Genomic DNA, 26,710 nt, shown 5'->3' on the forward strand with positions numbered 1-26,710 from the left:
CTAGCTGTGTTAACATTATAAAATGCCAATGTGTATATTTTGCTTGATAGGCTTAAAAAACAACTATTTTGTATAAATTATGCATATTTGGGAAAACTAATAAAATCGGTATTTGTTTTTGGATGTGGTTTTCTTATTTTAGAAACCCTTTTTTCTTTTGTCTTGTAAAAGTATTTCTTTACTGACATTTGAAAGGCTGAAATACTTTTTACACATATAATACGCATGATTTGAGGGGTGAATCAGTTGACAGGTCAACTAGTTCAGTATGGACGACACCGCCAGCGCAGAAGCTACGCACGCATAAGCGAAGTGTTAGAATTACCAAATCTCATTGAAATTCAAACCTCTTCTTATCAGTGGTTTCTTGATGAGGGTCTTAGAGAGATGTTTCAAGATATATCCCCAATTGAGGATTTTACTGGTAACCTTTCTCTTGAATTCATTGATTACAGCCTAGGGGATCCTAAGTATCCTGTAGCAGAATCAAAAGAACGTGATGTAACTTACTCTGCTCCACTAAGAGTAAAAGTTCGTTTAATTAACAAAGAAACTGGAGAAGTAAAAGACCAAGATGTGTTCATGGGTGATTTCCCAATCATGACAGACACAGGTACTTTTATCATTAACGGTGCGGAACGTGTAATCGTTTCTCAGTTAGTACGTTCTCCAAGTGTATATTTCAGTGGTAAAGTAGACAAAAACGGTAAAAAAGGTTTTACTGCGACTGTCATTCCAAACCGTGGCGCATGGTTAGAATACGAAACTGATGCGAAGGATGTAGTCTATGTACGCATCGATCGCACACGTAAGTTGCCGGTTACGGTTCTTTTGCGTGCTCTCGGCTTCAGCTCTGATCAAGAGATTCTTGACCTCATTGGCGAGAATGAATACTTACGCAACACGCTGGAAAAAGACAATACAGAGAATGCGGATAAAGCACTTCTCGAAATCTACGAGCGCCTCCGTCCTGGAGAGCCGCCAACTGTTGAAAATGCGAAAAGCCTGCTAGACTCTCGCTTCTTCGATCCGAAGAGATATGACCTAGCAAATGTTGGACGCTACAAGATTAATAAAAAGCTTCATATTAAAAATAGACTGTTCAATCAAAAATTGGCTGAAACGTTAGTTGACCCTGAAACAGGTGAAATTCTAGCAGAAAAAGGTCAAATTTTAGACAGAAGAGTTCTTGATAAAGTTCTTCCATACTTAGAAAACGGCATCGGATTTAGAAAGCTTTATCCAAATGGTGGCGTAGTAGAAGATGAAGTAGAACTTCAATCTATTAAGATTTATGCACCGTCTGATCAAGAAGGCGAGCAAGTGATCAACGTGATCGGGAATGCATACGTAGAGGAAGCTGTGAAAAACATCACGCCTTCTGACATCATTGCATCGATCAGTTACTTCTTCAACCTTCTTCATGGTGTAGGTGACACAGATGATATCGATCACCTTGGTAACCGTCGCCTGCGTTCTGTAGGTGAACTTCTGCAAAACCAATTCCGTATTGGTTTAAGCAGAATGGAGCGTGTTGTTCGTGAAAGAATGTCGATCCAAGACACAAACACGATCACACCTCAGCAACTGATCAACATCCGTCCTGTGATCGCTTCTATCAAAGAGTTCTTTGGTAGCTCTCAGCTTTCTCAGTTCATGGATCAAACAAACCCGCTTGCTGAATTGACGCACAAACGTCGTCTGTCAGCGCTTGGGCCTGGTGGTTTGACACGTGAGCGTGCAGGAATGGAAGTTCGTGACGTTCACTACTCTCACTATGGCCGTATGTGTCCGATTGAAACACCAGAGGGTCCAAACATTGGTTTGATCAACTCTCTATCTTCATTTGCAAAAGTGAATCGTTTCGGCTTTATTGAAACACCTTACCGCCGGGTTGATCCTGAAACAGGTAAAGTGACACCGAGAATCGATTACTTAACTGCTGATGAAGAGGATAACTACGTTGTAGCACAAGCGAATGCTATATTAGGTGAAGATGGTTCGTTTATCGATGATAATATCATTGCTCGTTTCAGAGGGGAAAACACCGTTGTTCCTCGAAACCGTGTTGACTACATGGACGTTTCGCCAAAGCAGGTTGTTTCTGCAGCGACAGCATGTATCCCATTCCTAGAAAACGATGACTCTAACCGTGCTCTAATGGGAGCGAACATGCAACGTCAGGCTGTGCCTTTGATGCAGCCGGAATCACCGATTGTTGGTACAGGTATGGAGTATGTATCAGGTAAAGACTCTGGTGCTGCTGTCATCTGCCGTTACCCAGGTGTTGTAGAACGTGTTGAAGCAAAAAATATTTGGGTTCGCCGCTATGAAGATGTCGACGGACAACAAGTCAAAGGAAACCTAGACAAATACAGCTTGCTGAAATTTGTCCGCTCTAACCAAGGGACTTGCTACAACCAGCGTCCAATCGTAAGTGTTGGAGATGAAGTCGTAAAAGGAGAAATCCTTGCAGACGGTCCTTCAATGGAAAAAGGTGAATTGGCTCTAGGACGTAACGTTATGGTCGGCTTCATGACTTGGGACGGTTATAACTACGAGGATGCGATCATCATGAGTGAGCGCCTTGTAAAAGATGACGTCTACACATCTATTCATATTGAAGAATATGAATCAGAAGCTCGTGATACAAAGCTTGGACCGGAAGAAATCACTCGTGATATTCCAAACGTTGGGGAAGATGCTTTGCGCAACCTTGATGAGCGTGGAATCATCCGTATTGGTGCAGAAGTAAAAGACGGAGACCTTCTTGTAGGGAAAGTAACGCCTAAAGGTGTAACAGAACTAACAGCTGAAGAACGTCTATTACATGCAATCTTCGGTGAAAAGGCTCGTGAAGTACGTGATACATCTCTACGTGTTCCACACGGCGGCGGCGGAATTATCCACGATGTCAAAGTCTTTAACCGTGAAGATGGAGATGAATTACCTCCAGGTGTTAACCAATTAGTCCGCGTATACATCGTTCAGAAGCGTAAAATTTCTGAAGGTGACAAAATGGCTGGACGACATGGTAACAAAGGGGTTATCTCTAAAATCCTTCCAGAAGAAGATATGCCGTATCTTCCAGATGGAACACCGATTGATATCATGTTAAACCCTCTAGGGGTACCATCTCGTATGAACATCGGTCAGGTACTTGAGCTTCATATGGGTATGGCTGCACGTTACCTTGGCATCCACATTGCGTCACCAGTATTTGATGGTGCGCGTGAGGAAGATGTTTGGGAAACGCTTGAAGAAGCAGGTATGTCCCGTGATGCGAAAACAGTCCTTTATGACGGTCGAACTGGTGAACCATTCGATAACCGTGTATCAGTCGGAATCATGTACATGATCAAACTGGCTCACATGGTTGACGACAAACTTCACGCTCGTTCAACTGGACCATACTCACTTGTTACGCAGCAGCCACTTGGCGGTAAAGCACAGTTTGGTGGTCAGCGTTTCGGAGAGATGGAAGTATGGGCACTTGAAGCTTACGGTGCAGCATACACACTTCAAGAGATCTTAACAGTTAAATCGGATGACGTTGTGGGTCGTGTGAAAACATACGAAGCCATCGTCAAAGGGGATAACGTCCCTGAACCAGGTGTCCCTGAATCATTCAAAGTGTTAATTAAAGAACTTCAAAGTTTAGGTATGGATGTCAAAATCCTATCTGGCGATGAAGAAGAGATAGAAATGAGAGATTTAGAAGACGATGAGGAAACGAAGAAAGCAGACGGATTAGCGTTATCTAATGACGAAGATGCTGCAGACCTCGCACCTGTCGATCTTGAACGTGACGCAGTCACAAAAGAATAGCAGAAACGATTAGAGCAAGTGACTAGGGTATAACCCGAAGATTAAAAGGGAGGTAGGCCCCTTGCTAGATGTGAACAATTTTGAGTATATGAACATCGGTCTCGCATCACCTGATAAAATCCGTTCTTGGTCTTTTGGTGAAGTGAAAAAGCCTGAAACGATTAACTATCGTACACTGAAACCTGAAAAAGATGGTCTCTTTTGTGAACGTATCTTCGGACCACAAAAAGACTGGGAATGTCATTGTGGAAAGTATAAACGCGTTCGTTATAAGGGTGTTGTATGTGACCGTTGTGGTGTAGAAGTAACACGGGCAAAAGTCCGTCGTGAGAGAATGGGGCATATCGAACTGGCTGCCCCAGTTTCCCACATTTGGTATTTCAAAGGTATCCCAAGCCGTATGGGTCTTGTTCTTGATATGTCACCACGTGCGTTAGAAGAAGTGATTTACTTCGCTTCATACGTCGTGACAGATCCTGGCAACACACCGCTTGAGAAGAAACAACTTCTTTCTGAGAAGGAATTCCGTGCTTATTTAGATAAATACGGTAATACATTCCAAGCAGCTATGGGTGCAGAAGCAATCAATAAACTTCTTCAAGATATCGATCTTGTAAAAGAAGTAGATGCACTGAAAGAAGAGCTGAAAACTGCTCAAGGACAGCGTCGTACTCGTGCGATTAAACGCCTTGAAGTGCTAGAAGCCTTCCGTAACTCAGGAAACAAACCATCATGGATGATTCTTGATGTACTTCCGGTTATTCCGCCAGAATTACGTCCAATGGTTCAGCTTGATGGTGGACGTTTTGCTACTTCTGACTTAAACGACCTTTATCGTCGTGTCATCAACCGTAACAATCGTCTGAAACGTTTATTAGATCTTGGCGCGCCAAGCATCATCGTTCAGAACGAGAAGCGTATGCTTCAAGAAGCTGTCGATGCCTTGATTGATAATGGACGTAGAGGCCGACCAGTAACAGGACCAGGAAACAGACCATTGAAATCTCTTTCTCATATGCTGAAAGGGAAACAAGGACGTTTCCGTCAAAACTTGCTTGGTAAACGTGTTGACTATTCTGGACGTTCCGTTATCGTCGTAGGACCACATTTGAAAATGTATCAGTGTGGACTTCCGAAAGAAATGGCTCTTGAATTATTCAAACCATTCGTGATGAAGGAGCTTGTTGAAAAAGGTTTAGCTCACAACATCAAGAGTGCGAAGCGTAAAATTGAGCGCGTGCAGCCGGAAGTATGGGATGTTTTAGAATCAGTGATTCGTGAGCATCCAGTCTTACTAAACCGTGCACCGACTCTTCACAGACTTGGTATTCAAGCGTTTGAACCTACACTTGTGGAAGGACGCGCAATTCGTCTGCATCCACTTGTATGTACAGCCTACAACGCTGACTTTGACGGTGACCAAATGGCGGTTCACGTACCATTATCTGCTGAGGCTCAAGCTGAAGCTCGTATCTTAATGCTTGCTGCTCAAAACATTTTGAACCCGAAAGATGGAAAACCTGTTGTTACGCCATCTCAGGATATGGTGCTTGGTAACTACTACCTTACACTTGAGCGTAAAGGTGCTATCGGAGAAGGTATGATCTTCAAAGATACGAACGAAGCCCTTCTAGCTTATCAAAATGGGTATGTGCATCTTCATACACGTGTAGCTGTTGCAGCTAACTCGTTGAAGAATGTGACATTCACTGATGAACAGCGTTCTAAATTGTTGATTACAACAGTTGGAAAACTAATCTTTAACGAAATCTTACCGGAATCATTCCCTTACATGAATGAGCCGACAAAGAGCAATATTGAAGAAAAAACGCCTGACCGCTTCTTCCTTGAAAAAGGTGAAGATGTCAAAGCTGCGATTGAGAAACAAGAAATCAATGCGCCGTTCAAAAAAGGTATTTTAGGTAAAATCATTGCGGAAATCTTTAAGAGATTCCATATCACTGAGACATCTAAAATGCTTGACCGTATGAAAAATCTTGGTTTCAAATACTCTACTAAAGCGGGTATTACGGTTGGGGTGTCTGATATCGTCGTATTAGATGATAAACAGAAGATCCTCGAAGAAGCGCAAGCAAAAGTAGATAACGTCATGAAGCAATTCAGACGTGGTTTGATTACTGAAGAAGAGCGTTACGAGAGAGTCATTTCGATCTGGAGTTCTTCTAAAGATGTCATCCAAGGTAAACTGATGAAGTCCCTTGATGAAGTCAACCCAATCTACATGATGAGTGATTCCGGAGCGCGTGGTAACGCATCTAACTTCACTCAGCTGGCTGGTATGCGTGGTCTGATGGCCAACCCGGCTGGACGTATCATTGAACTTCCGATCAAATCTAGTTTCCGTGAAGGTTTAACCGTATTAGAATACTTTATTTCCACTCACGGAGCGCGTAAAGGTCTTGCCGATACAGCCCTTAAAACAGCTGACTCAGGTTACCTCACGCGTCGTCTCGTTGACGTTGCACAGGATGTCATCATCCGTGAAACAGATTGCGGTACAGACCGTGGAATCTTGGCGAAGTCCATTAGAGAAGGAAATGAAATTATTGAGAAACTTGAAGAACGTCTTATCGGACGTTTTGCAAGAAAACCAATTGTTCATCCTGAAACGGGTGAAGTCATGGTCGACGAAAACGAGCTAATTGATGAAGATAAAGCACTTGAAGTAGTTGAAGCAGGGATTGAGGAAGTATGGATCCGTTCTGCATTTACATGTAACACGCCTCATGGTGTATGTAAACGATGCTACGGCCGTAACCTTGCAACTGGCACTGACGTTGAAGTCGGTGAAGCAGTTGGAATCATCGCTGCTCAATCAATCGGTGAGCCAGGAACACAGCTTACAATGCGTACGTTCCACACCGGTGGGGTAGCAGGAGACGATATCACACAAGGTTTACCTCGTATCCAAGAGCTATTTGAAGCGCGTAATCCGAAAGGGCAAGCGACGATTTCTGAAATTGATGGTGTCGTTGCTGAAATTAACGATGTTCGTGACAAGCAGCAGGAAATTGTGGTTCAAGGCGACGTTGAAACTCGTTCTTACACAGCTCCTTACAATGCACGTCTGAAAGTTGTTGAAGGTGACAAAGTCACTCGTGGTCAAGTACTGACAGAAGGTTCGATCGATCCGAAAGAACTTCTTAAAGTGACTGATATGACAGCTGTTCAAGAATATCTGCTTCATGAAGTACAAAAAGTATACCGTATGCAAGGGGTAGAGATCGGAGATAAGCACGTTGAGGTAATGGTTCGCCAAATGCTTCGTAAAGTGCGTGTCGCTGATGCAGGGGATACAGATGTATTACCAGGCACACTTCTTGATGTACATCAATTCACTGAAGCGAACAAAAAAGTACTATTCGAAGGCAAGCGCCCTGCAACAGGCCGCCCAGTTCTTCTTGGTATTACAAAAGCATCGCTTGAAACAGACTCATTCTTGTCTGCAGCATCCTTCCAAGAAACGACTCGTGTCCTAACAGATGCGGCGATCAAAGGAAAACGTGATGAACTGCTTGGCTTGAAAGAGAATGTTATCATCGGTAAACTTGTTCCAGCTGGAACAGGAATGCCAAACTACCGTAAAGTTAAGCCGGTTTCACAAGTGCAACCGTCTGACGATATGGTGCCTGTAGAGTAATCTTTCTCGTGAGATTCCTATAAAATCATCAAAAAATGGTGAAGGATGTCAAGATAATCTGTCATATGATATTGACATCCTTCTGCCATGATGATAATATAACCAAGGTGCTCAAAATAAAACCTGTTACTTTGGAGGATATTCGATGTCTTATGATAAAGTATCACAGGCTCAATCCATTATTATTGGTACGAAGCAAACAGTAAAAGCTCTGAAACGAGATTCAGTAAAGGAAATCGTCGTAGCGAAAGATGCTGATCCTGCTTTAACAGCTAGTGTAACAAAACTAGCGCAAGAGAAGGGTGTAGACATTTTAGTGGTAGATTCCATGAAAAAGCTCGGCAAAGCCTGCGGAATTGAAGTTGGGGCAGCAGCTGTTGCCATTATGTTATAGCGTACTTGTTTTGTTTTTGCATGTGTAAATGCAAAAGCATTGTTTTTTGCCTTTTAATGAACCACCTGGGTATGTGGGTTATAAAAAAAGCAACGAAGGGAGGAATAACAACATGCCTACAATTAATCAGCTAATACGCAAAGGACGCGTGAGTAAAGTTGAAAACTCAAAGTCTCCTGCACTTAACAAAGGATACAACAGTTTCAAAAAAGAGCACACTAACGTAACATCTCCACAGAAGCGCGGGGTTTGTACTCGTGTCGGCACAATGACACCGAAAAAACCAAACTCAGCACTACGTAAATATGCTCGTGTACGTTTGTCTAACCTGATTGAGGTAACAGCTTACATTCCTGGTATCGGACATAATCTACAAGAGCACAGTGTAGTACTTATCCGTGGCGGACGTGTAAAAGACTTACCGGGTGTACGTTACCACATCGTTCGTGGTGCACTTGATACTGCCGGAGTTGACGGTCGTATGCAAGGACGTTCTAAATACGGAACAAAACGCCCTAAACAAAGTAAATAATACAAACAAACATAAGGGTTTTTAGAAGTTGATATCAGATCAGTGGAGTCAGGCAACTGACAATGATATTGAGATGAGAGACAGATAGAAATCCTTTTAAATGAGAAGGGAGGCTATCAGATGCCACGTAAAGGTCCTGTAGCAAAAAGAGACGTATTGCCAGATCCAATTTACAATTCTAAACTTGTATCTCGTTTGATCAACAAAATGATGATCGACGGTAAAAGAGGAAAGTCACAAACAATTCTCTACAAGTCATTTGATATCATCAAAGAACGTACTGGTAATGAAGCGATGGAGGTTTTCGAACAAGCCTTGAAAAACATCATGCCAGTTCTTGAAGTTAAAGCACGTCGTGTAGGTGGAGCTAACTACCAAGTTCCTGTAGAAGTTCGCCCAGACCGTCGTACTACTTTAGGTCTTCGCTGGTTAGTAAACTACGCTCGTCTTCGTGGAGAAAAAACGATGGAAGAGCGTCTTGCTAACGAAATCCTTGACGCAGCTAACAACACTGGTGCTGCTGTTAAGAAACGTGAAGATACACACAAAATGGCAGAAGCGAACAAAGCATTCGCTCACTACCGCTGGTAGGATTTATACCAAACTAAAAAAACTATTCCCTAATAAGGAAGGAGAAATTACCCAATGGCAAGAGAGTTCTCCTTAGACAAAACTCGTAATATTGGTATCATGGCTCACATCGATGCTGGTAAAACGACAACGACTGAGCGTATCTTATACTACACTGGTCGTATCCATAAAATTGGTGAAACTCACGAAGGAGCTTCCCAAATGGACTGGATGGAGCAGGAGCAAGAACGTGGTATTACAATCACTTCTGCTGCTACTACAGCACAATGGAAAGGTTACCGTGTAAACATCATCGATACACCAGGACACGTAGACTTCACTGTTGAAGTTGAACGTTCTTTACGTGTACTTGATGGTGCGGTAGCAGTTCTTGATGCACAATCAGGTGTAGAGCCACAAACTGAAACAGTTTGGCGCCAAGCAACAACTTACGGAGTACCTCGTATCGTATTCGTTAACAAAATGGATAAAACCGGTGCGGACTTCCTTTACTCTGTAGGCACATTAAGAGATCGTCTTCAAGCGAACGCTCATGCAATTCAATTGCCGATCGGCGCTGAAGATCAATTCGAAGGAATCATCGACCTTGTAGATAACGTAGCATACTTCTACGAAGATGACCTTGGAACTCGCTCTGATGCACAAGAAATCCCTGCTGAGTATAAAGACAAAGCTGAAGAGCTTCGCAACAGCCTTATTGAAGCTGTCGCTGAGCTTGATGAAGAGCTTATGGAAAAATACCTTGAGGGTGAAGAAATTACAATTCCTGAATTGAAAGCTGCAATCCGTAAAGGAACGTTGAATGTTGAATTCTACCCAGTTCTTGTTGGATCTGCTTTCAAAAACAAAGGTGTTCAGCTTGTACTTGATGCTGTGCTTGATTACCTTCCTGCACCAACTGATGTTGCTGCAATCAAAGGTATCCTGCCAGATTCAAATGAAGAGGTTGTTCGTGAGTCTACTGATGACGCACCATTCGCAGCTCTTGCATTTAAAGTTATGACTGACCCTTATGTTGGGAAACTTACTTTCTTCCGCGTATACTCTGGAACACTTGCTTCAGGTTCATACGTGAAGAACTCTTCTAAGAACAAGCGTGAGCGTGTTGGACGTATCCTTCAAATGCACGCAAACAGCCGTGAAGAAATCTCTACTGTATATGCAGGGGATATCGCAGCAGCTGTTGGTCTTAAAGATACATCTACTGGTGACACTCTTTGTGACGAGAAAGATACTGTTATCCTTGAGTCTATGGAATTCCCAGAGCCAGTTATCGATGTAGCCATCGAGCCTAAATCAAAAGCTGACCAAGATAAAATGGGTATCGCTTTAGCTAAACTAGCTGAAGAGGATCCAACATTCCGTACACAAACAAACCCTGAAACTGGTCAAACGATCATCTCTGGTATGGGTGAGCTTCACCTTGATATCATTGTTGACCGTATGAAGCGTGAGTTCAAGGTTGAAGCTAACGTAGGTGCTCCTCAAGTTGCGTACCGTGAAACATTCCGTTCTGGTGCAAAAGTTGAAGGTAAATTCGTACGTCAGTCTGGTGGACGTGGTCAGTTCGGACACGTTTGGATCGAATTCGAACCAAACGAAGAAGGCGCAGGCTTCGAATTCCAAAATGCAATCGTCGGTGGGGTTGTTCCTCGTGAATACATTCCAGCTATTCAAGCAGGTCTTGAAGATTCACTTGAAAATGGTGTATTAGCTGGATTCCCATTAATCGACATCAAAGCTAAATTATTTGATGGATCATACCACGATGTTGACTCGAACGAAATGGCGTTTAAAATTGCTGCATCTATGGCGTTGAAAAATGCTGTCAGCAAATGTAACCCAGTTCTACTTGAGCCAATGATGAAAGTAGAAGTCGTTATCCCTGAAGAATACATGGGAGACATCATGGGTGATATCACATCTCGTCGTGGACGTGTAGAAGGTATGGAAGCTCGCGGTAACGCTCAAGTTGTTCGCGCAATGGTTCCACTTTCTGAAATGTTCGGATATGCAACTTCACTCCGTTCTAACACACAAGGACGCGGTACTTTCACTATGCACATGGATCACTACGAAGAAGTGCCTAAGAGCATTAGTGAAGAAATCATCAAAAAAAATAAAGGTGAATAATTGATTTTGCCTTTAATCTAAAGTATAACTACTATTGAAGATCAGAAAGTGAAAGGTAACTCTTCACTTTCTATCACTCTATACCAAATACAATGAACCTTTAAGGAGGATTTTTAGAATGGCTAAAGAAAAATTCGACCGTTCCAAATCGCATGCTAACATTGGTACAATTGGACACGTTGACCATGGTAAAACAACTCTAACTGCTGCTATCTCAACAGTTCTTCATAAGAAGTCTGGTAAAGGATCAGCTATGGGATATGACCAAATCGATGGTGCTCCAGAAGAGCGCGAGCGTGGAATCACAATCTCAACTTCACACGTCGAGTATGAAACAGACACTCGTCACTATGCACACGTAGACTGCCCAGGACACGCTGACTACGTTAAAAACATGATCACTGGTGCTGCTCAAATGGACGGCGCGATCTTAGTAGTATCTGCTGCTGATGGTCCAATGCCACAAACACGTGAGCACATCCTACTTTCTCGTAACGTAGGTGTACCATACATCGTAGTATTCCTTAACAAATGTGACATGGTTGACGATGAAGAGTTACTTGAACTTGTTGAAATGGAAGTTCGTGACCTTCTTTCTGACTATGACTTCCCTGGTGATGATGTTCCAGTTATCAAAGGTTCTGCTCTTAAAGCTCTTGAAGGAGATGCTGATTACGAAGCAAAAATCTTTGAACTTATGGATGCGGTTGATGAGTACATCCCAACTCCAGAACGTGACATTGAGAAGCCATTCATGATGCCAGTTGAGGATGTATTCTCAATCACTGGTCGTGGAACTGTTGCTACTGGTCGTGTTGAGCGTGGACAAGTTAAAGTCGGTGACGAAGTTGAAATCATCGGTCTTCAAGAAGACAATGGTAAAACAACTGTTACAGGTGTTGAAATGTTCCGTAAACTTCTTGACTATGCTGAAGCTGGTGACAACATCGGTGCACTACTTCGTGGTGTATCTCGTGAAGATATCCAACGTGGTCAAGTACTTGCTAAACCAGGTACAATCACTCCACATAGCCGTTTCAAAGCTGAAGTTTATGTACTTTCTAAAGAAGAGGGTGGACGTCATACTCCATTCTTCGCTAACTACCGTCCGCAGTTCTACTTCCGTACAACTGACGTAACTGGTATCGTACATCTTCCAGAAGGTACTGAAATGGTTATGCCTGGCGATAACACTGAGATGGAAGTTGAACTTATCTCTACTATCGCTATCGAAGAAGGAACTCGTTTCTCTATCCGTGAGGGTGGACGTACTGTAGGTTCTGGCGTCGTTTCAAATATCATTAAGTAATAAACATATAAAAGAGACTCCTTGCAAAAGGGTCTCTTTTTTTGCTTTTCCAGATCAGAACGGCTACTATAAGCTATAGAATCTAAATGGAACCGAGAGGATCACTGGAATGGCGAAGACATATTTGAAGAAATGGTTAATCGGCGGGGTTGACCAATGGATTATGATCAAAGAAGATCACACAAGTGAAGCGAAGCCTGTTCTATTATTTTTACACGGTGGGCCCGGCTCCGCTCAAATCAGCTATATCGACTCATTTCATGAGGAACTTAATCAAGATTTTACAGTTGTTCATTGGGATCAGCGAGGCGCGGGACTTTCCTATCAAAAGAACCTCCCCAATACTTCTATGACCATTCAGCAATTTATTGAAGATACGATTGAACTGACAGAGAAAGTCCTTTCATATCTAGGTCAATCAAAATTGTACATCGCCGGATATTCATGGGGGTCATTAATCGCCATACAAGCAGTACATAAGCGCCCAGATCTATATCACGCTTATTATGGAATTAGTCAGGTAGTAGATGTAATAAAAGAAGATATTGTGTCATACAAGCTTCTTTTAGAGAAATGCGAACGAAATCGGTTGTTTACTTGTTGCCTGCGATTACTGACGCCTCCTCCGTGGAAACGAATATCAGCTCATGCTCTGTTCTCTCTATATAAAGAGCTCGGAAGCGTAGGTCTCACACATAGGTGGAAGCCGCTGATTCAAATGCTACGCGGGTTTCTTTTTAGTAAGGAATATCAGCTCAAAGATAAGTGGAATTTCCTTAAAGGACAGAAGCTTAGTCAGGACATGCTATGGGATGAATTGATGAATGAGAGCATTGAATACCGAGTTTCTACTATATTAATACCTTGTTACTTTATCATTGGTGAATATGACATGATTACACCAGCTGCTGTATCAAAACCTTATGTTGAGCAATTAACAGCACCAGTCAAAGAATGGTTCACCTTTAAAGAATCTGCACATTCCCCGCATCTAGAAGAACCAGAAGAATTTATTCGTACCATAAAAAAGACGGCTGTACATCATCTTCAGGGAAAGCTTGATTTATAGGCTGAACCCCTGTATAATATGAAAAGTGTGCAAATCATAAATTTATCCGATTTATTATTGCAACACGCAGGCCAATTTGGTACAATAGTGCATGTTGGTCTTTGACTGCGATGAAGTGAGAGGTTGCTGACACACCCGGCCGCTTTGCCATGGCAAGGTGATCAGGTTTTTCTCACGGAGAACTGTCTAACGTAAGTAGGCGAAAAGGAGGGAAAATAATGGCAAAACAAAAAATTCGTATTCGTTTAAAAGCATATGATCATAGAATTCTTGATCAATCTGCTGAGAAGATTGTTGAAACGGCTAAGCGTTCTGGTGCTAGTGTATCTGGTCCAATCCCGCTTCCAACTGAAAAATCAGTTTACACAATCCTTCGTGCGGTGCATAAGTACAAAGATTCTCGTGAGCAATTTGAGATGCGTACTCACAAACGTCTAATCGACATCGTGAATCCAACTCCACAAACAGTTGATGCACTTATGCGTTTAGATTTACCATCTGGTGTAGATATCGAAATCAAACTTTAATTCAAATAGAAAACACATATTATAGGAGGTGTGACTAATGACCAAAGGAATCTTAGGTAGAAAAATTGGTATGACGCAAGTATTCGCAGAAAACGGTGATCTTATCCCTGTAACTGTTGTTGAGGCTGCTGCTAACGTTGTTCTTCAAAAGAAGACTGCTGACACGGATGGCTATGAAGCAATCCAAATCGGTTTTGACGACAAACGTGAAAAGCTTTCTAACAAACCAGAGAAGGGCCACGTTGCTAAAGCGGAAACTGCTCCTAAGCGCTTCGTAAAAGAATTACGCGGTGCGGAGTTAGATGCGTATGAAGTTGGTCAGGAAGTCAAAGTTGATATTTTCGCAAATGGAGATATCGTAGATGTAACAGGAACATCAAAAGGTAAAGGATTCCAAGGGGCTATCAAGCGCCACGGACAATCACGCGGACCAATGACTCACGGTTCACGTTACCACCGTCGTCCTGGTTCAATGGGACCTGTTGATCCAAACCGAGTATTCAAAGGTAAACTTCTTCCAGGTCGTATGGGCGGAGAGCAAATCACTGTCCAAAACCTTGAGATCGTTAAAGTTGATGCAGAACGTAATCTTCTATTGATCAAAGGAAATGTACCAGGAGCTAAAAAATCTCTAGTAACTGTAAAGAGTGCAGTTAAATCTAAATAACTCTCTTAGGAAAGGAGGAAACAAGTCATGCCAAAAGTAGCATTATTTAACCAAAACGGTTCTACTAACGGTGAAATCGAATTAAACGCTTCTGTGTTTGGAATCGAGCCAAACGAAAGCGTAGTATTCGATGCTATTCTTATGCAAAGAGCTTCCTTACGTCAAGGAACTCACAAAGTAAAAACTCGTTCTGAAGTACGTGGCGGAGGTCGTAAGCCTTGGAGACAGAAGGGTACTGGTCGTGCTCGTCAAGGTTCTATCCGTTCACCACAATGGCGCGGAGGCGGTATCGTATTCGGTCCAACACCACGCAGCTATTCTTATAAATTACCTAAAAAAGTTCGCCGCTTGGCTATCAAGTCAGTATTGTCTTCTAAAGTAATCGACAACAACATCATCGTTCTTGAAGATCTGACTCTTGATGCAGTGAAAACGAAAGAATTCGCAGGCATCCTTAAAGGATTATCTGTCGAGAAGAAAGCGTTGATCGTCACTGCGGATGCAAACGAAACAGTTGCTTTATCTGCTCGTAACATCCCTGGAGTAACAGTTGTTGAAGCTAACGGTATCAACGTTCTTGACGTTGTCAACCACGAGAAACTTCTGATCACTAAAGCAGCGGTTGAAAAAGTAGAGGAGGGACTTGCATAATGAAAGATCCTCGTGATGTTCTAAAGCGCCCTATCATTACTGAACGTTCTGCTGATCTAATGACAGAGAAGAAGTACACGTTCGAAGTTGATGTCAGAGCTAACAAAACAGAAGTGAAAGACGCTGTTGAAGAAATCTTTGGAGTGAAAGTTGAGAAAGTCAACGTTCAAAATTACAAAGGGAAATCTAAACGCGTTGGACGCTACACTGGTATGACTAGCCGTCGCAGAAAAGCGATCGTGAAATTAACAGCTGACAGCAAAGAAATCGAAATTTTTGAAGCGTAAATCTTAAAAAGAAGGAGGGAAATTCAAAATGGCGATTAAAAAGTATAAACCAACCAGTAATGGTCGTCGTGGCATGACTACTTCAGATTTTGCTGAAATCACGACTGACAAACCAGAAAAATCGTTGCTTGCGCCGCTTCACAGAAAAGGCGGACGTAACAACCAAGGTAGAATGACTGTTCGTCATCAAGGTGGCGGTCATAAACGTCAATACCGTATCATCGACTTTAAACGTGATAAAGACGGTATACCTGGACGCGTTGCTACAATCGAGTATGATCCAAACCGTTCAGCGAACATCGCTCTTGTAAACTATGCAGATGGTGAGAAACGTTACATTCTTGCTCCGAAAGGAATCCAAGTTGGTACTGAAGTTACTTCTGGACCAGAATCTGACATCAAACCAGGTAATGCTCTTCCACTTATCAACATCCCAGTTGGTACAGTTGTGCATAACATTGAATTAAAACCAGGTAAAGGTGGACAATTAGTTCGTTCTGCTGGTACTTCTGCTCAAGTTCTTGGTAAAGAAGGTAAATACGTTCTTGTACGTTTGAACTCAGGAGAAGTTCGTATGATTCTTTCTGCTTGCCGTGCGACTATCGGTCAAGTTGGAAACGAGCAACACGAATTAATTAACATCGGTAAAGCTGGACGTTCACGCTGGAAAGGCGTACGCCCAACAGTTCGTGGTTCTGTAATGAACCCTAACGATCACCCACACGGTGGTGGTGAAGGACGTGCTCCAATCGGACGTAAATCACCAATGTCTCCATGGGGTAAACCGACTCTTGGATTCAAGACTCGTAAGAAAACCAACAAGTCTGATAAATTCATTGTACGTCGTCGTAAAAACAAGTAACGGGGTTGTCTACGGTTCATTTAGGACCGTAGTTCAATCACGAAGGGAGGTTCCACAATGGCTCGCAGCTTAAAAAAAGGACCATTTGTTGATGATCATTTGATGGCTAAAGTCGAGAAATTGAATGAAACTGACAAAAAGCAAGTCGTAAAAACTTGGTCTCGTCGTTCTACAATTTTCCCACAATTCATCGGTCACACAATCGCTGTCTATGACGGACGCAAACATGTACCTGTTTTCATTTCTGAAGATATGGTAGGTCACAAATTGGGCGAATTCGCACCAAGCCGTACTTACAAAGGTCATGCTAGTGACGATAAAAAAACAAGACGCTAATGAGAGGAGGCTTTTAAATGCAAGCTAAAGCTGTCGCAAGAACAGTCCGTATTGCTCCTCGTAAAGCACGTCTAGTAATGGACCTGATCCGAGGTAAGCAAGTAGGAGAAGCAGTTTCTATCTTAAACCTTACACCTAAGGCTGCTTCACCAATTATTGAAAAAGTATTAAAATCTGCTATCGCAAACGCTGAGCACAACTACGAGTTGGACGCTAACAGCCTAGTGATTACTCAAGCATTCGTTGACGAAGGTCCAACACTTAAGAGATTCCGTCCACGTGCTATGGGTCGTGCGAGCGCAATTAACAAACGTACTAGCCACATTACAATCGTTGTATCAGAAAAGAAGGAGGGATAATCCGTGGGTCAAAAGGTAAATCCAGTAGGTCTTCGTATTGGCGTCATTCGTGATTGGGAATCTAAATGGTTCGCAGGAAAAGATTACGCTGACTTCTTACATGAAGACTTGAAAATCCGTGAATTCATCAGCAAGCGTTTGTCTGACGCGTCTGTTTCTAAAGTAGAAATCGAACGTGCTGCAAACCGCGTAAATATCACAATCCACACGGCTAAACCAGGTATGGTAATTGGTAAAGGCGGATCTGAAGTTGAAGCACTTCGTAAAGCTCTTAACAGCCTAACTGGCAAACGTGTACACATCAACATCCTTGAAATCAAAAGAGCAGATCTTGATGCTCAGCTAGTTGCTGAAAACATCGCTCGTCAACTTGAAAATCGTATTTCATTCCGTCGTGCACAAAAACAAACAATCCAACGCACAATGCGTGCTGGAGCACAAGGAATCAAAACAATGGTTTCTGGTCGTCTTGGCGGTGCAGATATTGCTCGTTCTGAATATTACAGTGAAGGTACTGTTCCGTTGCACACACTTCGTGCTGACATCGACTATGCTACTGCTGAAGCTGACACTACTTATGGTAAGCTTGGCGTAAAAGTATGGATCTATCGTGGAGAAGTCCTTCCAACTAAGAAGAATACTGCGGAAGGAGGAAAATAATATGTTATTGCCAAAACGCGTGAAGTATCGCAGAGAACATCGTGGAAAAATGCGTGGACGTGCAAAAGGTGGTACTGAAGTACATTTCGGTGAGTACGGTATCCAAGCTCAAGAAGCTTCTTGGATCACGAACCGTCAAATCGAAGCTGCTCGTATTGCTATGACTCGTTACATGAAACGTGGCGGTAAAGTTTGGATTAAAATTTTCCCTTCTAAGCCATACACAGCTAAACCTCTAGAGGTCCGCATGGGTTCCGGTAAAGGTGCTCCAGAAGGATGGGTGGCTGTAGTAAAACCAGGCAAAGTTTTATTTGAAATTTCTGGTGTGTCTGAAGAAGTTGCTCGTGAAGCTCTTCGTCTTGCATCTCACAAATTGCCAATTAAAACGAAGTTCGTAAAACGTGAAGAAATTGGTGGTGAATCAAATGAAAGCTAATGAAATTCGTGACCTTACCACTGCTGAAATTGAACAAAAAGTAAAGTCTCTTAAAGAAGAACTTTTCAATCTTCGTTTCCAATTAGCGACTGGGCAGCTTGAAAACACTGCTCGCATTCGTGAAGTGCGTAAATCAATCGCACGCATGAAAACTGTGATTCGTCAAAGAGAAATCGCTGCTAATAAATAATAATTAGAGGGGAGGCCCCGCAAACATGAGCGAACGTAACCAACGTAAAGTGTATCAAGGTCGTGTTGTTTCTGACAAAATGGATAAAACCATCACTGTTGTAGTTGAAACATACAAAAAGCATTCACTTTATGGCAAACGTGTAAGATACTCTAAAAAGTTCAAAGCACATGATGAAAACAACCAAGCAAAAATCGGAGACATCGTAAAGGTCATGGAAACTCGTCCTTTATCTGCGACTAAACGCTTTCGTCTAGTTGAAGTTGTCGAAGAAGCCGTTATTATCTAATAAAGTTCGGATTTCTTTTTCCGAAAGGAGGTAACATTAATGATTCAACAGGAGACTCGTTTAAAAGTAGCTGACAACTCTGGCGCACGCGAAGTACTAACGATTAAAGTTCTTGGTGGCTCTGGACGTAAGACGGCTAACATCGGTGATGTCATTGTTTGTACGGTTAAACAAGCAACACCAGGAGGCGTTGTCAAAAAAGGTGAAGTTGTGAAAGCAGTTATCGTTCGTACAAAGAGCGGAGCTCGCAGAAACGATGGATCTTACATCAGCTTCGATGAAAATGCATGTGTCATTATCCGTGACGACAAGAGCCCACGTGGAACTCGTATCTTCGGACCAGTAGCACGTGAACTTCGTGAAAACAACTATATGAAAATTGTTTCTCTAGCACCAGAAGTACTTTAATGAATACAATCCGCGACTCAAGGAGGTGCGATTAAATGCATGTTAAAAAGGGCGATAAAGTAGTGGTTATCTCTGGTAAAGATAAAGGTAAACAAGGAGTCATCCTTGCTGCTTTCCCTAAGAATGACCGTGTTTTAGTAGAAGGTATTAACCTTGTGAAAAAACACTCTAAACCAACCCAAGCTAACCCTCAGGGCGGAATTTCTGAACAAGAAGCGCCGATCCACGTATCAAACGTAATGCCGCTTGATCCTAAAACGGGTGAAGTGACACGTGTTGGGTATAAAGTTGAGGACGGAAAGAAAGTCCGTGTAGCGAAAAAATCTGGGCAAGTTCTAGATAAATAGTAAATAAGGAAGGGAGGTCTTTCTCATGAACCGCCTTAAAGAAAAGTATGTAAAAGAAATTACACCTGCATTAGTTTCTAAGTTTGAATACAAATCAGTAATGCAAGTGCCAAAAATCGAAAAAATCGTGATCAACATGGGTGTTGGTGACGCCGTTCAAAACGCTAAAGCAATCGATACTGCTGTTGAAGAATTAACGTTTATCGCTGGTCAAAAACCTGTCGTTACTCGTGCGAAGAAGTCTATTGCTGGATTCCGTCTACGTGAAGGAATGCCAATCGGTGCGAAAGTAACACTTCGCGGAGAGCGCATGTACGATTTCCTTGATAAACTTATTTCTGTATCTTTACCACGTGTACGTGACTTCCGCGGGATTTCTAAGAAATCTTTCGACGGTCGTGGAAACTACACGCTTGGTATTAAAGAACAGTTAATCTTCCCAGAAATTGATTACGATAAAGTAACAAAAGTCCGCGGTATGGATATCGTTATCGTTACGACTGCCAATACGGACGAAGAAGCACGTGAGTTATTAACTCAAGTAGGTATGCCGTTCCAGAAATAATCAATGAAAGGGAGGCGAAATCGTGGCTAAAAAGTCTATGATTGCGAAACAACAACGCAAACAAAAGTTTAAAGTTCAAGAGTATACGCGCTGCGAACGTTGTGGACGTCCACATTCAGTAATTCGCAAGTTTAAACTTTGCCGTATTTGTTTCCGCGAACTTGCATATAAAGGACAAATTCCTGGCGTTAAAAAAGCCAGCTGGTAATCCCCATAAATGGGAAGGAGGTTATTAAATAATGGTTATGACAGATCCGATTGCAGATTTGCTGACTCGTATTCGCAATGCGAACATGGTACGTCATGAGAAGCTAGAAGTACCGGCTTCAAAAATCAAAAGAGAAATTGCTGAAATCTTAAAGCGTGAAGGTTTTATCCGTGACGTTGAATATATAGAAGACAGCAAACAAGGAATTATCCGTATGTTCCTTAAATATGGCCAAAACAACGAACGTGTTATCACTGGTCTTAAAAGAATCAGTAAACCTGGTTTACGTGTATATGCGAAATCAAATGAAGTACCACGTGTACTTAACGGACTTGGAATCGCAATTATTTCTACATCACAAGGTGTTTTATCGGACAAAGAAGCCCGTGCTAAACAAGCTGGTGGAGAAGTACTTGCTTACGTATGGTAAAAAAAGTTTAAGATGAATGGAGGTGCTTGGTATGTCTCGTATAGGTAAAAAACTAATCGAGATCCCTTCAGGAGTTACTGTGACAAACAACGATAACACAGTGACAGTAAAGGGACCAAAAGGTGAACTAACTCGTACATTTCACCCTGATATGGAAATTAAAATTGAGGACAGCGTCTTAACTGTAAGCCGTCCGTCTGATCATAAAGAACACCGTGCATTACATGGTACAACACGTAGCTTAATTGCAAACATGGTTGAAGGTGTATCTAAAGGTTTCGAAAGAGGTTTAGAACTTATCGGTGTCGGTTACCGTGCAGCTAAATCTGGAAACAAACTTGTTCTTAACGTTGGATACTCTCATCCAGTTGAAATCGTTCCTGAGGCTGGAGTTGAAGTCGAAGTTCCATCTCAAACGAAAGTAGTCATTAAAGGTATCGATAAAGAGCGTGTGGGAGCTCTAGCTTCTAACATCCGCGCTGTCCGTTCTCCAGAGCCTTACAAAGGTAAAGGAATTCGTTACGAAGGTGAATTCGTTCGCCGTAAAGAAGGAAAAACTGGTAAGTAAGATCGCTTAATGTGAAGAAAGGAGTGACTCGGATGATTACGAAAACTAGCAAAAACGCTACTCGTCTTAAAAGACACGCTCGTGTTCGTGCGAAACTTTCAGGTACTGCTGAAAGACCTCGCCTTAACGTTTTCCGTTCTAACAAGAACATCTACGCTCAAGTAATTGATGATGTTAACGGTGTAACACTTGTAAGTGCTTCTACTCTTGATAAAGAGTTAAAGATCGAGAATAGTTCTGACGCTGCAGCTGCTACTAAAGTTGGCGAACTTGTTGCAAAACGTGCTGTTGAAAAAGGAATCTCTAACGTGGTATTTGACCGCGGAGGATACTTATATCATGGACGTGTAAAAGCTCTAGCTGAAGCTGCTCGTGAGGCTGGACTTAAATTTTAATAAAAGAAGGAGGGACACATCCGAATGAGTCGTATTGACCAAAGCAAATTAGAGTTAGAAGAACGCTTAGTTACGGTTAACCGCGTAGCGAAAGTTGTTAAAGGTGGACGTCGTTTCCGTTTTGCAGCTTTAGTTGTTGTCGGTGACAAAAACGGTCATGTAGGTTTCGGTACTGGTAAAGCACAAGAAGTACCAGAAGCGATCCGCAAAGCTGTTGAAGATGCGAAAAAGAATTTAATTGAAGTACCAATGGTTGGAACTACAATTCCACATGAAATCATCGGTCGATTCGGTGCAGGAAACGTTCTATTGAAGCCTGCTTCAGAAGGTACAGGAGTTATCGCTGGAGGCCCAGTGCGTGCGGTTCTTGAGCTTGCTGGTCTAGCTGATATCCTTTCTAAATCTCTAGGTTCTAATACACCGATCAACATGATCCGCGCAACACTTCAGGGTTTAAGTGAACTTAAACGTGCTGAAGACGTTGCGAAGCTTCGTGGAAAATCTGTAGAAGACCTGTTAGGATAAGGAGGGAACATTAATGGCAAATAAATTAGAAATTACCCTCAAACGCAGTGTAATCGGTCGCCCAGAAGATCAGCGTGTCACTGTTCGTACTCTTGGTCTTAAGAAAACAAACCAAACAGTCGTACATGAAGACAATGCAGCGATCCGCGGCATGATTAACAAGGTGTCTCATTTAGTTTCTGTTAAAGAACAATAAAACATTTTTAATCGATAAGGAGGTGCCCAAATGAAACTTCATGAATTGAAGCCTTCAGAAGGTTCACGTAAAGTACGCAACCGTGTTGGTCGTGGTATTGGATCAGGTAACGGTAAAACTTCTGGTAAAGGTCATAAAGGTCAAAACGCTCGTTCTGGCGGCGGTGTACGCCCTGGTTTCGAAGGTGGTCAGATGCCTTTATTCCAACGTCTTCCAAAACGTGGTTTTACAAACATCAACCGTAAAGATTACGCGGTAATCAACTTAGACAGATTAAACAGTTTTGACGAAGGAACGGAAGTAACTCCTGAACTTCTTCTAGAGACTGGTGCAATAAGCAAGTTAAAAGCAGGAGTAAAAATTCTTGGCAACGGTAAATTAGAAAAAAAATTAACTGTAAAAGCCAATAAATTCTCTGCTTCTGCGAAAGAAGCTATTGAAGCTGCTGGCGGTACAGCCGAGGTGATCTAACTTGTTTAAGACAATCTCCAATTTTATGCGCGTGAAAGATATACGGAATAAGATTATATTCACTCTTTTAATGTTAATCGTCTTTCGTATAGGTGCTTTCATCCCTGTGCCTAATGTGAACGCCGAAGTTCTCCAGGCACAGGATCAAATGAGTGTTTTCGGGATCCTCAACACGTTTGGGGGCGGGGCACTTTTCCAATTCTCCATTCTTGCAATGGGGATTATGCCGTATATCACCGCTTCGATCATCATTCAGCTCTTGCAGATGGATGTTGTTCCGAAGTTCACTGAGTGGTCAAAGCAAGGAGAGGTTGGCCGCCGAAAATTAGCACAATTCACAAGGTATTTTACAATTGTTCTAGGTTTTATCCAGGCGTTAGGAATGTCATATGGATTCAACAATATGGCAGGAGGCATGCTGATTGAAAACCCAGGTGTTTCAACGTACCTCTTAATTGCGGTCGTACTCACTGCGGGAACAGCATTTTTAATGTGGCTGGGAGAGCAGATTACTGCTCACGGTGTTGGTAACGGTATTTCGATTATTATCTTTGCCGGGATCATCGCAGGTATCCCTCAAACATTAAAACAAGTGTACGCTCAGCAGTTTGTAGGTGGAGATGGACAGTTGTTCATGCAAATCCTGAAAATTGCCCTTATTGTCATTGCTATTCTTGTCATTGTTATTGGTGTTATTTACATTCAAATGGCAGTGAGAAAGATTGCGATTCAATATTCAAAAGGAACTGGCCGTGCACAAATGTCTGCTAGTCAAGCAACGCACCTTCCATTGAAAGTGAATCCAGCAGGGGTGATTCCAGTCATCTTTGCCGTTTCTTTCATTATTACTCCGCAGACGGTCGCATCGTTCTTCGGAACCAATAATGTGACAACTTGGATAACCAACAACTTTGACTATACTAAGCCAATCGGTATGACGATTTATGTAGCACTGATTGTTGCTTTCACATATTTTTATGCCTTTGTCCAAGTGAATCCTGAACAAATGGCTGAAAATCTGCAAAAGCAGGGTGGCTATATCCCGGGAGTTCGTCCAGGGAAAATGACTCAAGATAGAATTACGAGCATTTTGTACCGACTCACGTTTGTGGGCGCCATTTTCTTAGCCGTGATTTCAATACTTCCTATCTTTTTCATTCAATTCGCTGGATTACCTTCCGCTGCACAAATTGGCGGCACAAGTCTTCTCATTGTTGTAGGTGTTGCACTTGAAACAATGAAACAGCTTGAAAGCCAATTAGTGAAACGAAACTACCGTGGATTTATGAAATAAAACAGAGGGCTGGGCTCCTGCCCAACCTCTCTAAGTAAGGAAGGGGAAATCCGAAATGAACTTAGTCTTAATGGGGCTTCCGGGTGCTGGTAAAGGCACTCAGGCAGAACGAATTGTTGATGATTATGGGATCCCTCATATCTCAACAGGAGATATGTTCCGCGCTGCTATGAAAGAGGAGACACAACTTGGGCTCGAAGCAAAATCCTTTATCGATAAAGGAGAGCTTGTTCCTGATGAGGTCACAATCGGTATTGTTAGAGAAAGACTTGGCAAAAATGATTGTGAACAAGGTTTTCTTCTGGACGGATTTCCGCGAACAGTCGCTCAGGCTGAAGCTTTAGAAGACATTCTAAAGGACCTTGGCAGAACGATTGATTATGTCATTAATATTAAAGTCGATAAAGATGCATTGATGGAGCGTCTGACTGGCCGAAGAATTTGCAAAAATTGCGGAGCAACCTATCATTTAGTATTCAATCCACCTGCGAAAGAAAATGTTTGCGATAAGTGTGGAGGCGAGCTTTATCAACGTGCAGATGATAATGCAGAAACCGTTTCGACTAGACTTGAAGTAAACTTAAAGCAGACTGAACCTTTACTGAACTTCTATTCAGAAAAAGGATATCTTGCAAACATTGATGGTGCAAAACACATTAACGATGTATATGCAGATATCAAGGACCTGCTTGGGGGATTAAATAAATGATTATCTGTAAAACTCCTCGCGAGCTTGAGATTATGAGAGAAGCTGGACGCATTGTCGCACTGACTCATGAAGAGCTGAAGAAACACATAAAACCAGGTATTTCGACAAAAGAATTGGATCAAATTGCCGAACGTTTTATTACAAAGCAGGGTGCAATCCCATCTTTTAAAGGGTATAATGGTTTTCGCGGGAGCATTTGCGTTTCGGTGAATGAAGAACTCGTTCACGGTATTCCTGGTAAACGGGTTTTACGTGATGGTGACATCATTAGTATCGATATTGGCGCAAAGTTAAATGGCTATCATGGTGACTCTGCTTGGACTTATCCAGTTGGGGTAATCAGTGATGAAGACCGCAAACTACTGGAAGTCACAGAGGAATCTCTATATAAAGGCTTACAGGAAGCAAAGCCAGGCGAACGTCTGTCGAACATTTCCCATGCCATACAAACGTATGTAGAAAACGAGAATTTCTCAGTTGTTAGAGAATATGTTGGACATGGGGTCGGACAGGATCTTCATGAGGACCCTCAAATTCCTCATTATGGTCCGCCCAACAAAGGCCCGCGGCTAAAACCTGGAATGGTGTTGGCCATCGAACCGATGGTGAACGCAGGCAGCCGATATGTGAAAACATTGGCTGATAACTGGACGGTTGTAACGGTTGATGGGAAAAAGTGTGCTCACTTTGAGCATACGATTGCGATTACAGATACAGGTTTTGATATACTGACTAAGATTTAGGTCTTCACTGAAGCCTTTCAGGCCCAAATCGGGCAGGTTGTCTGTATAGTCCAAAGGAAAGAACAAGATCAGTATACAGGTGTCATCGGCATGTTCGGTGGCTGCCATGTACTAATCGCAGACGGAGAAAAGCGTAAATTTCATTCTCCTAAGAAAAAATATCAATCATATAACCTTTTATGGTTGCGTATCTCCGGAAGTTCAGAACAGTATATTCAAAACAGGTCGGGTGATAGATGGACAATTGAGATGAACTCATTTGGACATTTGTCAGAGAGCAAGTTACTGATTTGAAGAAGGGAGAACACTTGAATGGCGAAAGACGATGTAATTGAAGTGGAAGGTACTGTAGCAGAAACTTTGCCAAATGCAATGTTCAAAGTTGAACTAGAGAATGGTCATACAGTTTTGGCTCATGTATCAGGAAAAATCCGTATGCACTTCATTCGCATTTTACCTGGAGACAAAGTTACGGTAGAATTATCTCCATATGACTTAACTCGTGGTAGAATTACGTACCGTTACAAATAAAGCAACTCCGGAAGAAGGAGGTTGGAAACACATGAAAGTGAGACCATCTGTTAAACCTATCTGTGAAAAATGTAAAGTTATTCGCAGAAAAGGAAAAGTAATGGTGATCTGTGAAAACCCAAAACATAAACAAAAACAAGGCTAATAACAAGGAGGTGCCCAAATCATGGCTCGTATTGCTGGTGTAGATATTCCACGTGATAAACGTGTTGTCATTTCTTTAACATATGTTTTTGGAATTGGTCGTACGACTGCGCAACAAGTCCTTAAAGAAGCAGGTGTTTCTGAAGACACTCGCGTTCGCGATCTAACTGAAGACGAACTTGGTAAAATCCGTGATATCATTGACAAACTTAAAGTAGAAGGTGACCTTCGTCGTGAAGTTTCACTTAACATTAAGCGTCTAATTGAAATCGGAAGCTACCGCGGAATCCGTCATCGTAGAGGACTTCCTGTTCGTGGACAAAACACAAAAAACAACGCGCGTACTCGTAAAGGTCCGCGTCGTACTGTAGCTAACAAGAAAAAATAAGTAAAGG

At 42.3% G+C, this 26,710-nt stretch carries 35 protein-coding genes and 1 pseudogene; all 36 read left to right on the forward strand.

The annotated features are described in order from the left end of the window. The first annotated feature begins 246 nt into the window (after positions 1–246). The 36 genes and pseudogenes from rpoB to rpsM all read left to right on the forward strand — a co-directional run bounded on the left by rpoB (position 247) and on the right by rpsM (position 26,703). Positions 247–3,828 carry a DNA-directed RNA polymerase subunit beta gene (rpoB, locus tag MHH54_RS00690; RefSeq protein WP_003217223.1) on the forward strand — a complete coding sequence of 1,194 codons (3,582 nt, stop codon included), beginning with the start codon at positions 247–249 and terminating at the stop codon, positions 3,826–3,828. Positions 3,829–3,889: 61 nt separating this feature from the next. Beyond that, entirely contained in the window at positions 3,890–7,489 is a 3,600-nt protein-coding gene (gene rpoC, locus MHH54_RS00695) for a DNA-directed RNA polymerase subunit beta' (RefSeq protein ID WP_342500568.1), read from the forward strand. A 145-nt stretch (positions 7,490–7,634) separates the two neighbouring features. Next, on the forward strand, positions 7,635–7,883 hold the full coding sequence (locus MHH54_RS00700; RefSeq protein WP_003216985.1) for a 50S ribosomal protein L7ae-like protein: 249 nt from the start codon (positions 7,635–7,637) through the stop codon (positions 7,881–7,883). Positions 7,884–7,995: 112 nt separating this feature from the next. Then, positions 7,996–8,415 (forward strand): 30S ribosomal protein S12, encoded by a 420-nt coding sequence (gene rpsL / locus MHH54_RS00705; protein ID WP_003216962.1) that lies wholly within the window; start codon positions 7,996–7,998, stop codon positions 8,413–8,415. A 120-nt stretch (positions 8,416–8,535) separates the two neighbouring features. Then, the gene (gene rpsG / locus MHH54_RS00710) at positions 8,536–9,006 is read left to right on the forward strand and encodes a 30S ribosomal protein S7 (protein WP_003216884.1); all 471 of its coding nucleotides are present in this window, start codon (positions 8,536–8,538) and stop codon (positions 9,004–9,006) included. 54 nt (positions 9,007–9,060) lie between these two features. Beyond that, positions 9,061–11,139 carry an elongation factor G gene (fusA, locus tag MHH54_RS00715; protein WP_050945820.1) on the forward strand — a complete coding sequence of 693 codons (2,079 nt, stop codon included), beginning with the start codon at positions 9,061–9,063 and terminating at the stop codon, positions 11,137–11,139. A gap of 118 nt (positions 11,140–11,257) precedes the next feature. Then, the gene (tuf, locus tag MHH54_RS00720; RefSeq protein ID WP_003217109.1) at positions 11,258–12,448 is read left to right on the forward strand and encodes an elongation factor Tu; all 1,191 of its coding nucleotides are present in this window, start codon (positions 11,258–11,260) and stop codon (positions 12,446–12,448) included. A gap of 109 nt (positions 12,449–12,557) precedes the next feature. Next, positions 12,558–13,517 carry an alpha/beta hydrolase gene (locus MHH54_RS00725; protein WP_268492757.1) on the forward strand — a complete coding sequence of 320 codons (960 nt, stop codon included), beginning with the start codon at positions 12,558–12,560 and terminating at the stop codon, positions 13,515–13,517. Positions 13,518–13,735: 218 nt separating this feature from the next. After that, positions 13,736–14,044, forward strand: coding sequence for a 30S ribosomal protein S10 (gene rpsJ, locus MHH54_RS00730; RefSeq protein WP_003156464.1), 309 nt, complete (start codon positions 13,736–13,738; stop codon positions 14,042–14,044). Between the two features lie 37 nt (positions 14,045–14,081). Further along, positions 14,082–14,711 (forward strand): 50S ribosomal protein L3, encoded by a 630-nt coding sequence (gene rplC, locus MHH54_RS00735; protein ID WP_003217069.1) that lies wholly within the window; start codon positions 14,082–14,084, stop codon positions 14,709–14,711. 27 nt (positions 14,712–14,738) lie between these two features. Beyond that, positions 14,739–15,362 (forward strand): 50S ribosomal protein L4, encoded by a 624-nt coding sequence (gene rplD, locus MHH54_RS00740; protein WP_003217216.1) that lies wholly within the window; start codon positions 14,739–14,741, stop codon positions 15,360–15,362. Beyond that, a complete protein-coding gene (rplW, locus tag MHH54_RS00745; protein WP_003217016.1) occupies positions 15,362–15,649 on the forward strand; it encodes a 50S ribosomal protein L23 in 288 nt (95 codons plus the stop codon). The genes rplD and rplW overlap by 1 nt, the downstream gene beginning before the upstream one ends. 28 nt (positions 15,650–15,677) lie before the next feature. After that, positions 15,678–16,511 carry a 50S ribosomal protein L2 gene (rplB, locus tag MHH54_RS00750; protein WP_003217065.1) on the forward strand — a complete coding sequence of 278 codons (834 nt, stop codon included), beginning with the start codon at positions 15,678–15,680 and terminating at the stop codon, positions 16,509–16,511. A 57-nt stretch (positions 16,512–16,568) separates the two neighbouring features. Beyond that, positions 16,569–16,847: a 30S ribosomal protein S19 gene (gene rpsS, locus MHH54_RS00755; protein WP_003216920.1), complete on the forward strand. Its 279-nt coding sequence runs from the start codon at positions 16,569–16,571 to the stop codon at positions 16,845–16,847. 17 nt (positions 16,848–16,864) lie between these two features. Beyond that, positions 16,865–17,206 carry a 50S ribosomal protein L22 gene (gene rplV / locus MHH54_RS00760; RefSeq protein WP_007496316.1) on the forward strand — a complete coding sequence of 114 codons (342 nt, stop codon included), beginning with the start codon at positions 16,865–16,867 and terminating at the stop codon, positions 17,204–17,206. Positions 17,207–17,209: 3 nt separating this feature from the next. Beyond that, on the forward strand, positions 17,210–17,866 hold the full coding sequence (gene rpsC, locus MHH54_RS00765; protein WP_003217241.1) for a 30S ribosomal protein S3: 657 nt from the start codon (positions 17,210–17,212) through the stop codon (positions 17,864–17,866). A 1-nt stretch (position 17,867) separates the two neighbouring features. Continuing rightward, the gene (gene rplP / locus MHH54_RS00770) at positions 17,868–18,302 is read left to right on the forward strand and encodes a 50S ribosomal protein L16 (RefSeq protein WP_003217039.1); all 435 of its coding nucleotides are present in this window, start codon (positions 17,868–17,870) and stop codon (positions 18,300–18,302) included. Beyond that, positions 18,292–18,492, forward strand: coding sequence for a 50S ribosomal protein L29 (rpmC, locus tag MHH54_RS00775; RefSeq protein ID WP_003217155.1), 201 nt, complete (start codon positions 18,292–18,294; stop codon positions 18,490–18,492). Before rplP ends, rpmC begins: the two co-directional genes overlap by 11 nt. A gap of 25 nt (positions 18,493–18,517) precedes the next feature. Continuing rightward, the gene (gene rpsQ, locus MHH54_RS00780; RefSeq protein ID WP_003216906.1) at positions 18,518–18,781 is read left to right on the forward strand and encodes a 30S ribosomal protein S17; all 264 of its coding nucleotides are present in this window, start codon (positions 18,518–18,520) and stop codon (positions 18,779–18,781) included. Positions 18,782–18,820: 39 nt separating this feature from the next. After that, positions 18,821–19,189, forward strand: a complete 369-nt coding sequence (gene rplN / locus MHH54_RS00785) for a 50S ribosomal protein L14 (RefSeq protein WP_003216882.1) — start codon at positions 18,821–18,823, stop codon at positions 19,187–19,189. 35 nt (positions 19,190–19,224) lie between these two features. Continuing rightward, positions 19,225–19,536: a 50S ribosomal protein L24 gene (gene rplX / locus MHH54_RS00790; RefSeq protein ID WP_003217151.1), complete on the forward strand. Its 312-nt coding sequence runs from the start codon at positions 19,225–19,227 to the stop codon at positions 19,534–19,536. A gap of 25 nt (positions 19,537–19,561) precedes the next feature. Then, on the forward strand, positions 19,562–20,101 hold the full coding sequence (gene rplE, locus MHH54_RS00795) for a 50S ribosomal protein L5 (protein WP_003217159.1): 540 nt from the start codon (positions 19,562–19,564) through the stop codon (positions 20,099–20,101). 22 nt (positions 20,102–20,123) lie between these two features. Continuing rightward, positions 20,124–20,309, forward strand: a complete 186-nt coding sequence (gene rpsN / locus MHH54_RS00800) for a 30S ribosomal protein S14 (RefSeq protein WP_008356542.1) — start codon at positions 20,124–20,126, stop codon at positions 20,307–20,309. 31 nt (positions 20,310–20,340) lie between these two features. Next, positions 20,341–20,739 carry a 30S ribosomal protein S8 gene (gene rpsH, locus MHH54_RS00805; RefSeq protein WP_113768751.1) on the forward strand — a complete coding sequence of 133 codons (399 nt, stop codon included), beginning with the start codon at positions 20,341–20,343 and terminating at the stop codon, positions 20,737–20,739. A 31-nt stretch (positions 20,740–20,770) separates the two neighbouring features. Beyond that, positions 20,771–21,307, forward strand: coding sequence for a 50S ribosomal protein L6 (gene rplF, locus MHH54_RS00810; RefSeq protein ID WP_003217186.1), 537 nt, complete (start codon positions 20,771–20,773; stop codon positions 21,305–21,307). 32 nt (positions 21,308–21,339) lie between these two features. Beyond that, positions 21,340–21,702 carry a 50S ribosomal protein L18 gene (gene rplR / locus MHH54_RS00815; RefSeq protein WP_003216951.1) on the forward strand — a complete coding sequence of 121 codons (363 nt, stop codon included), beginning with the start codon at positions 21,340–21,342 and terminating at the stop codon, positions 21,700–21,702. A 24-nt stretch (positions 21,703–21,726) separates the two neighbouring features. Beyond that, on the forward strand, positions 21,727–22,227 hold the full coding sequence (gene rpsE / locus MHH54_RS00820; protein ID WP_003217179.1) for a 30S ribosomal protein S5: 501 nt from the start codon (positions 21,727–21,729) through the stop codon (positions 22,225–22,227). 13 nt (positions 22,228–22,240) lie between these two features. Further along, positions 22,241–22,423 carry a 50S ribosomal protein L30 gene (gene rpmD / locus MHH54_RS00825; protein WP_003217067.1) on the forward strand — a complete coding sequence of 61 codons (183 nt, stop codon included), beginning with the start codon at positions 22,241–22,243 and terminating at the stop codon, positions 22,421–22,423. Between the two features lie 30 nt (positions 22,424–22,453). After that, complete coding sequence (rplO, locus tag MHH54_RS00830) at positions 22,454–22,894, forward strand: 50S ribosomal protein L15 (RefSeq protein ID WP_003216888.1); 441 nt, start codon at positions 22,454–22,456, stop codon at positions 22,892–22,894. Between the two features lies 1 nt (position 22,895). Then, complete coding sequence (gene secY, locus MHH54_RS00835) at positions 22,896–24,188, forward strand: preprotein translocase subunit SecY (protein WP_012008710.1); 1,293 nt, start codon at positions 22,896–22,898, stop codon at positions 24,186–24,188. 55 nt (positions 24,189–24,243) lie between these two features. Continuing rightward, a complete protein-coding gene (locus MHH54_RS00840; protein WP_012008711.1) occupies positions 24,244–24,897 on the forward strand; it encodes an adenylate kinase in 654 nt (217 codons plus the stop codon). Then, a complete protein-coding gene (gene map / locus MHH54_RS00845) occupies positions 24,894–25,640 on the forward strand; it encodes a type I methionyl aminopeptidase (protein ID WP_003217210.1) in 747 nt (248 codons plus the stop codon). Before MHH54_RS00840 ends, map begins: the two co-directional genes overlap by 4 nt. Positions 25,641–25,667: 27 nt before the next feature. Continuing rightward, positions 25,668–25,975 (forward strand): annotated as a pseudogene (locus MHH54_RS00850) (RNA-binding protein). Further along, positions 25,953–26,171, forward strand: a complete 219-nt coding sequence (gene infA, locus MHH54_RS00855) for a translation initiation factor IF-1 (RefSeq protein WP_003217190.1) — start codon at positions 25,953–25,955, stop codon at positions 26,169–26,171. Before MHH54_RS00850 ends, infA begins: the two are co-directional and overlap by 23 nt. Before the next feature lie 31 nt (positions 26,172–26,202). Continuing rightward, entirely contained in the window at positions 26,203–26,316 is a 114-nt protein-coding gene (gene rpmJ, locus MHH54_RS00860) for a 50S ribosomal protein L36 (RefSeq protein ID WP_003156543.1), read from the forward strand. 21 nt (positions 26,317–26,337) lie between these two features. After that, positions 26,338–26,703: a 30S ribosomal protein S13 gene (gene rpsM / locus MHH54_RS00865; RefSeq protein ID WP_003217023.1), complete on the forward strand. Its 366-nt coding sequence runs from the start codon at positions 26,338–26,340 to the stop codon at positions 26,701–26,703. Positions 26,704–26,710: the final 7 nt, after the last annotated feature.

This window comes from Bacillus sp. FSL K6-4563 (genome assembly GCF_038630405.1).
In the GTDB taxonomy this organism is placed as follows: Bacteria; Bacillota; Bacilli; order Bacillales; family Bacillaceae; genus Bacillus; species Bacillus pumilus.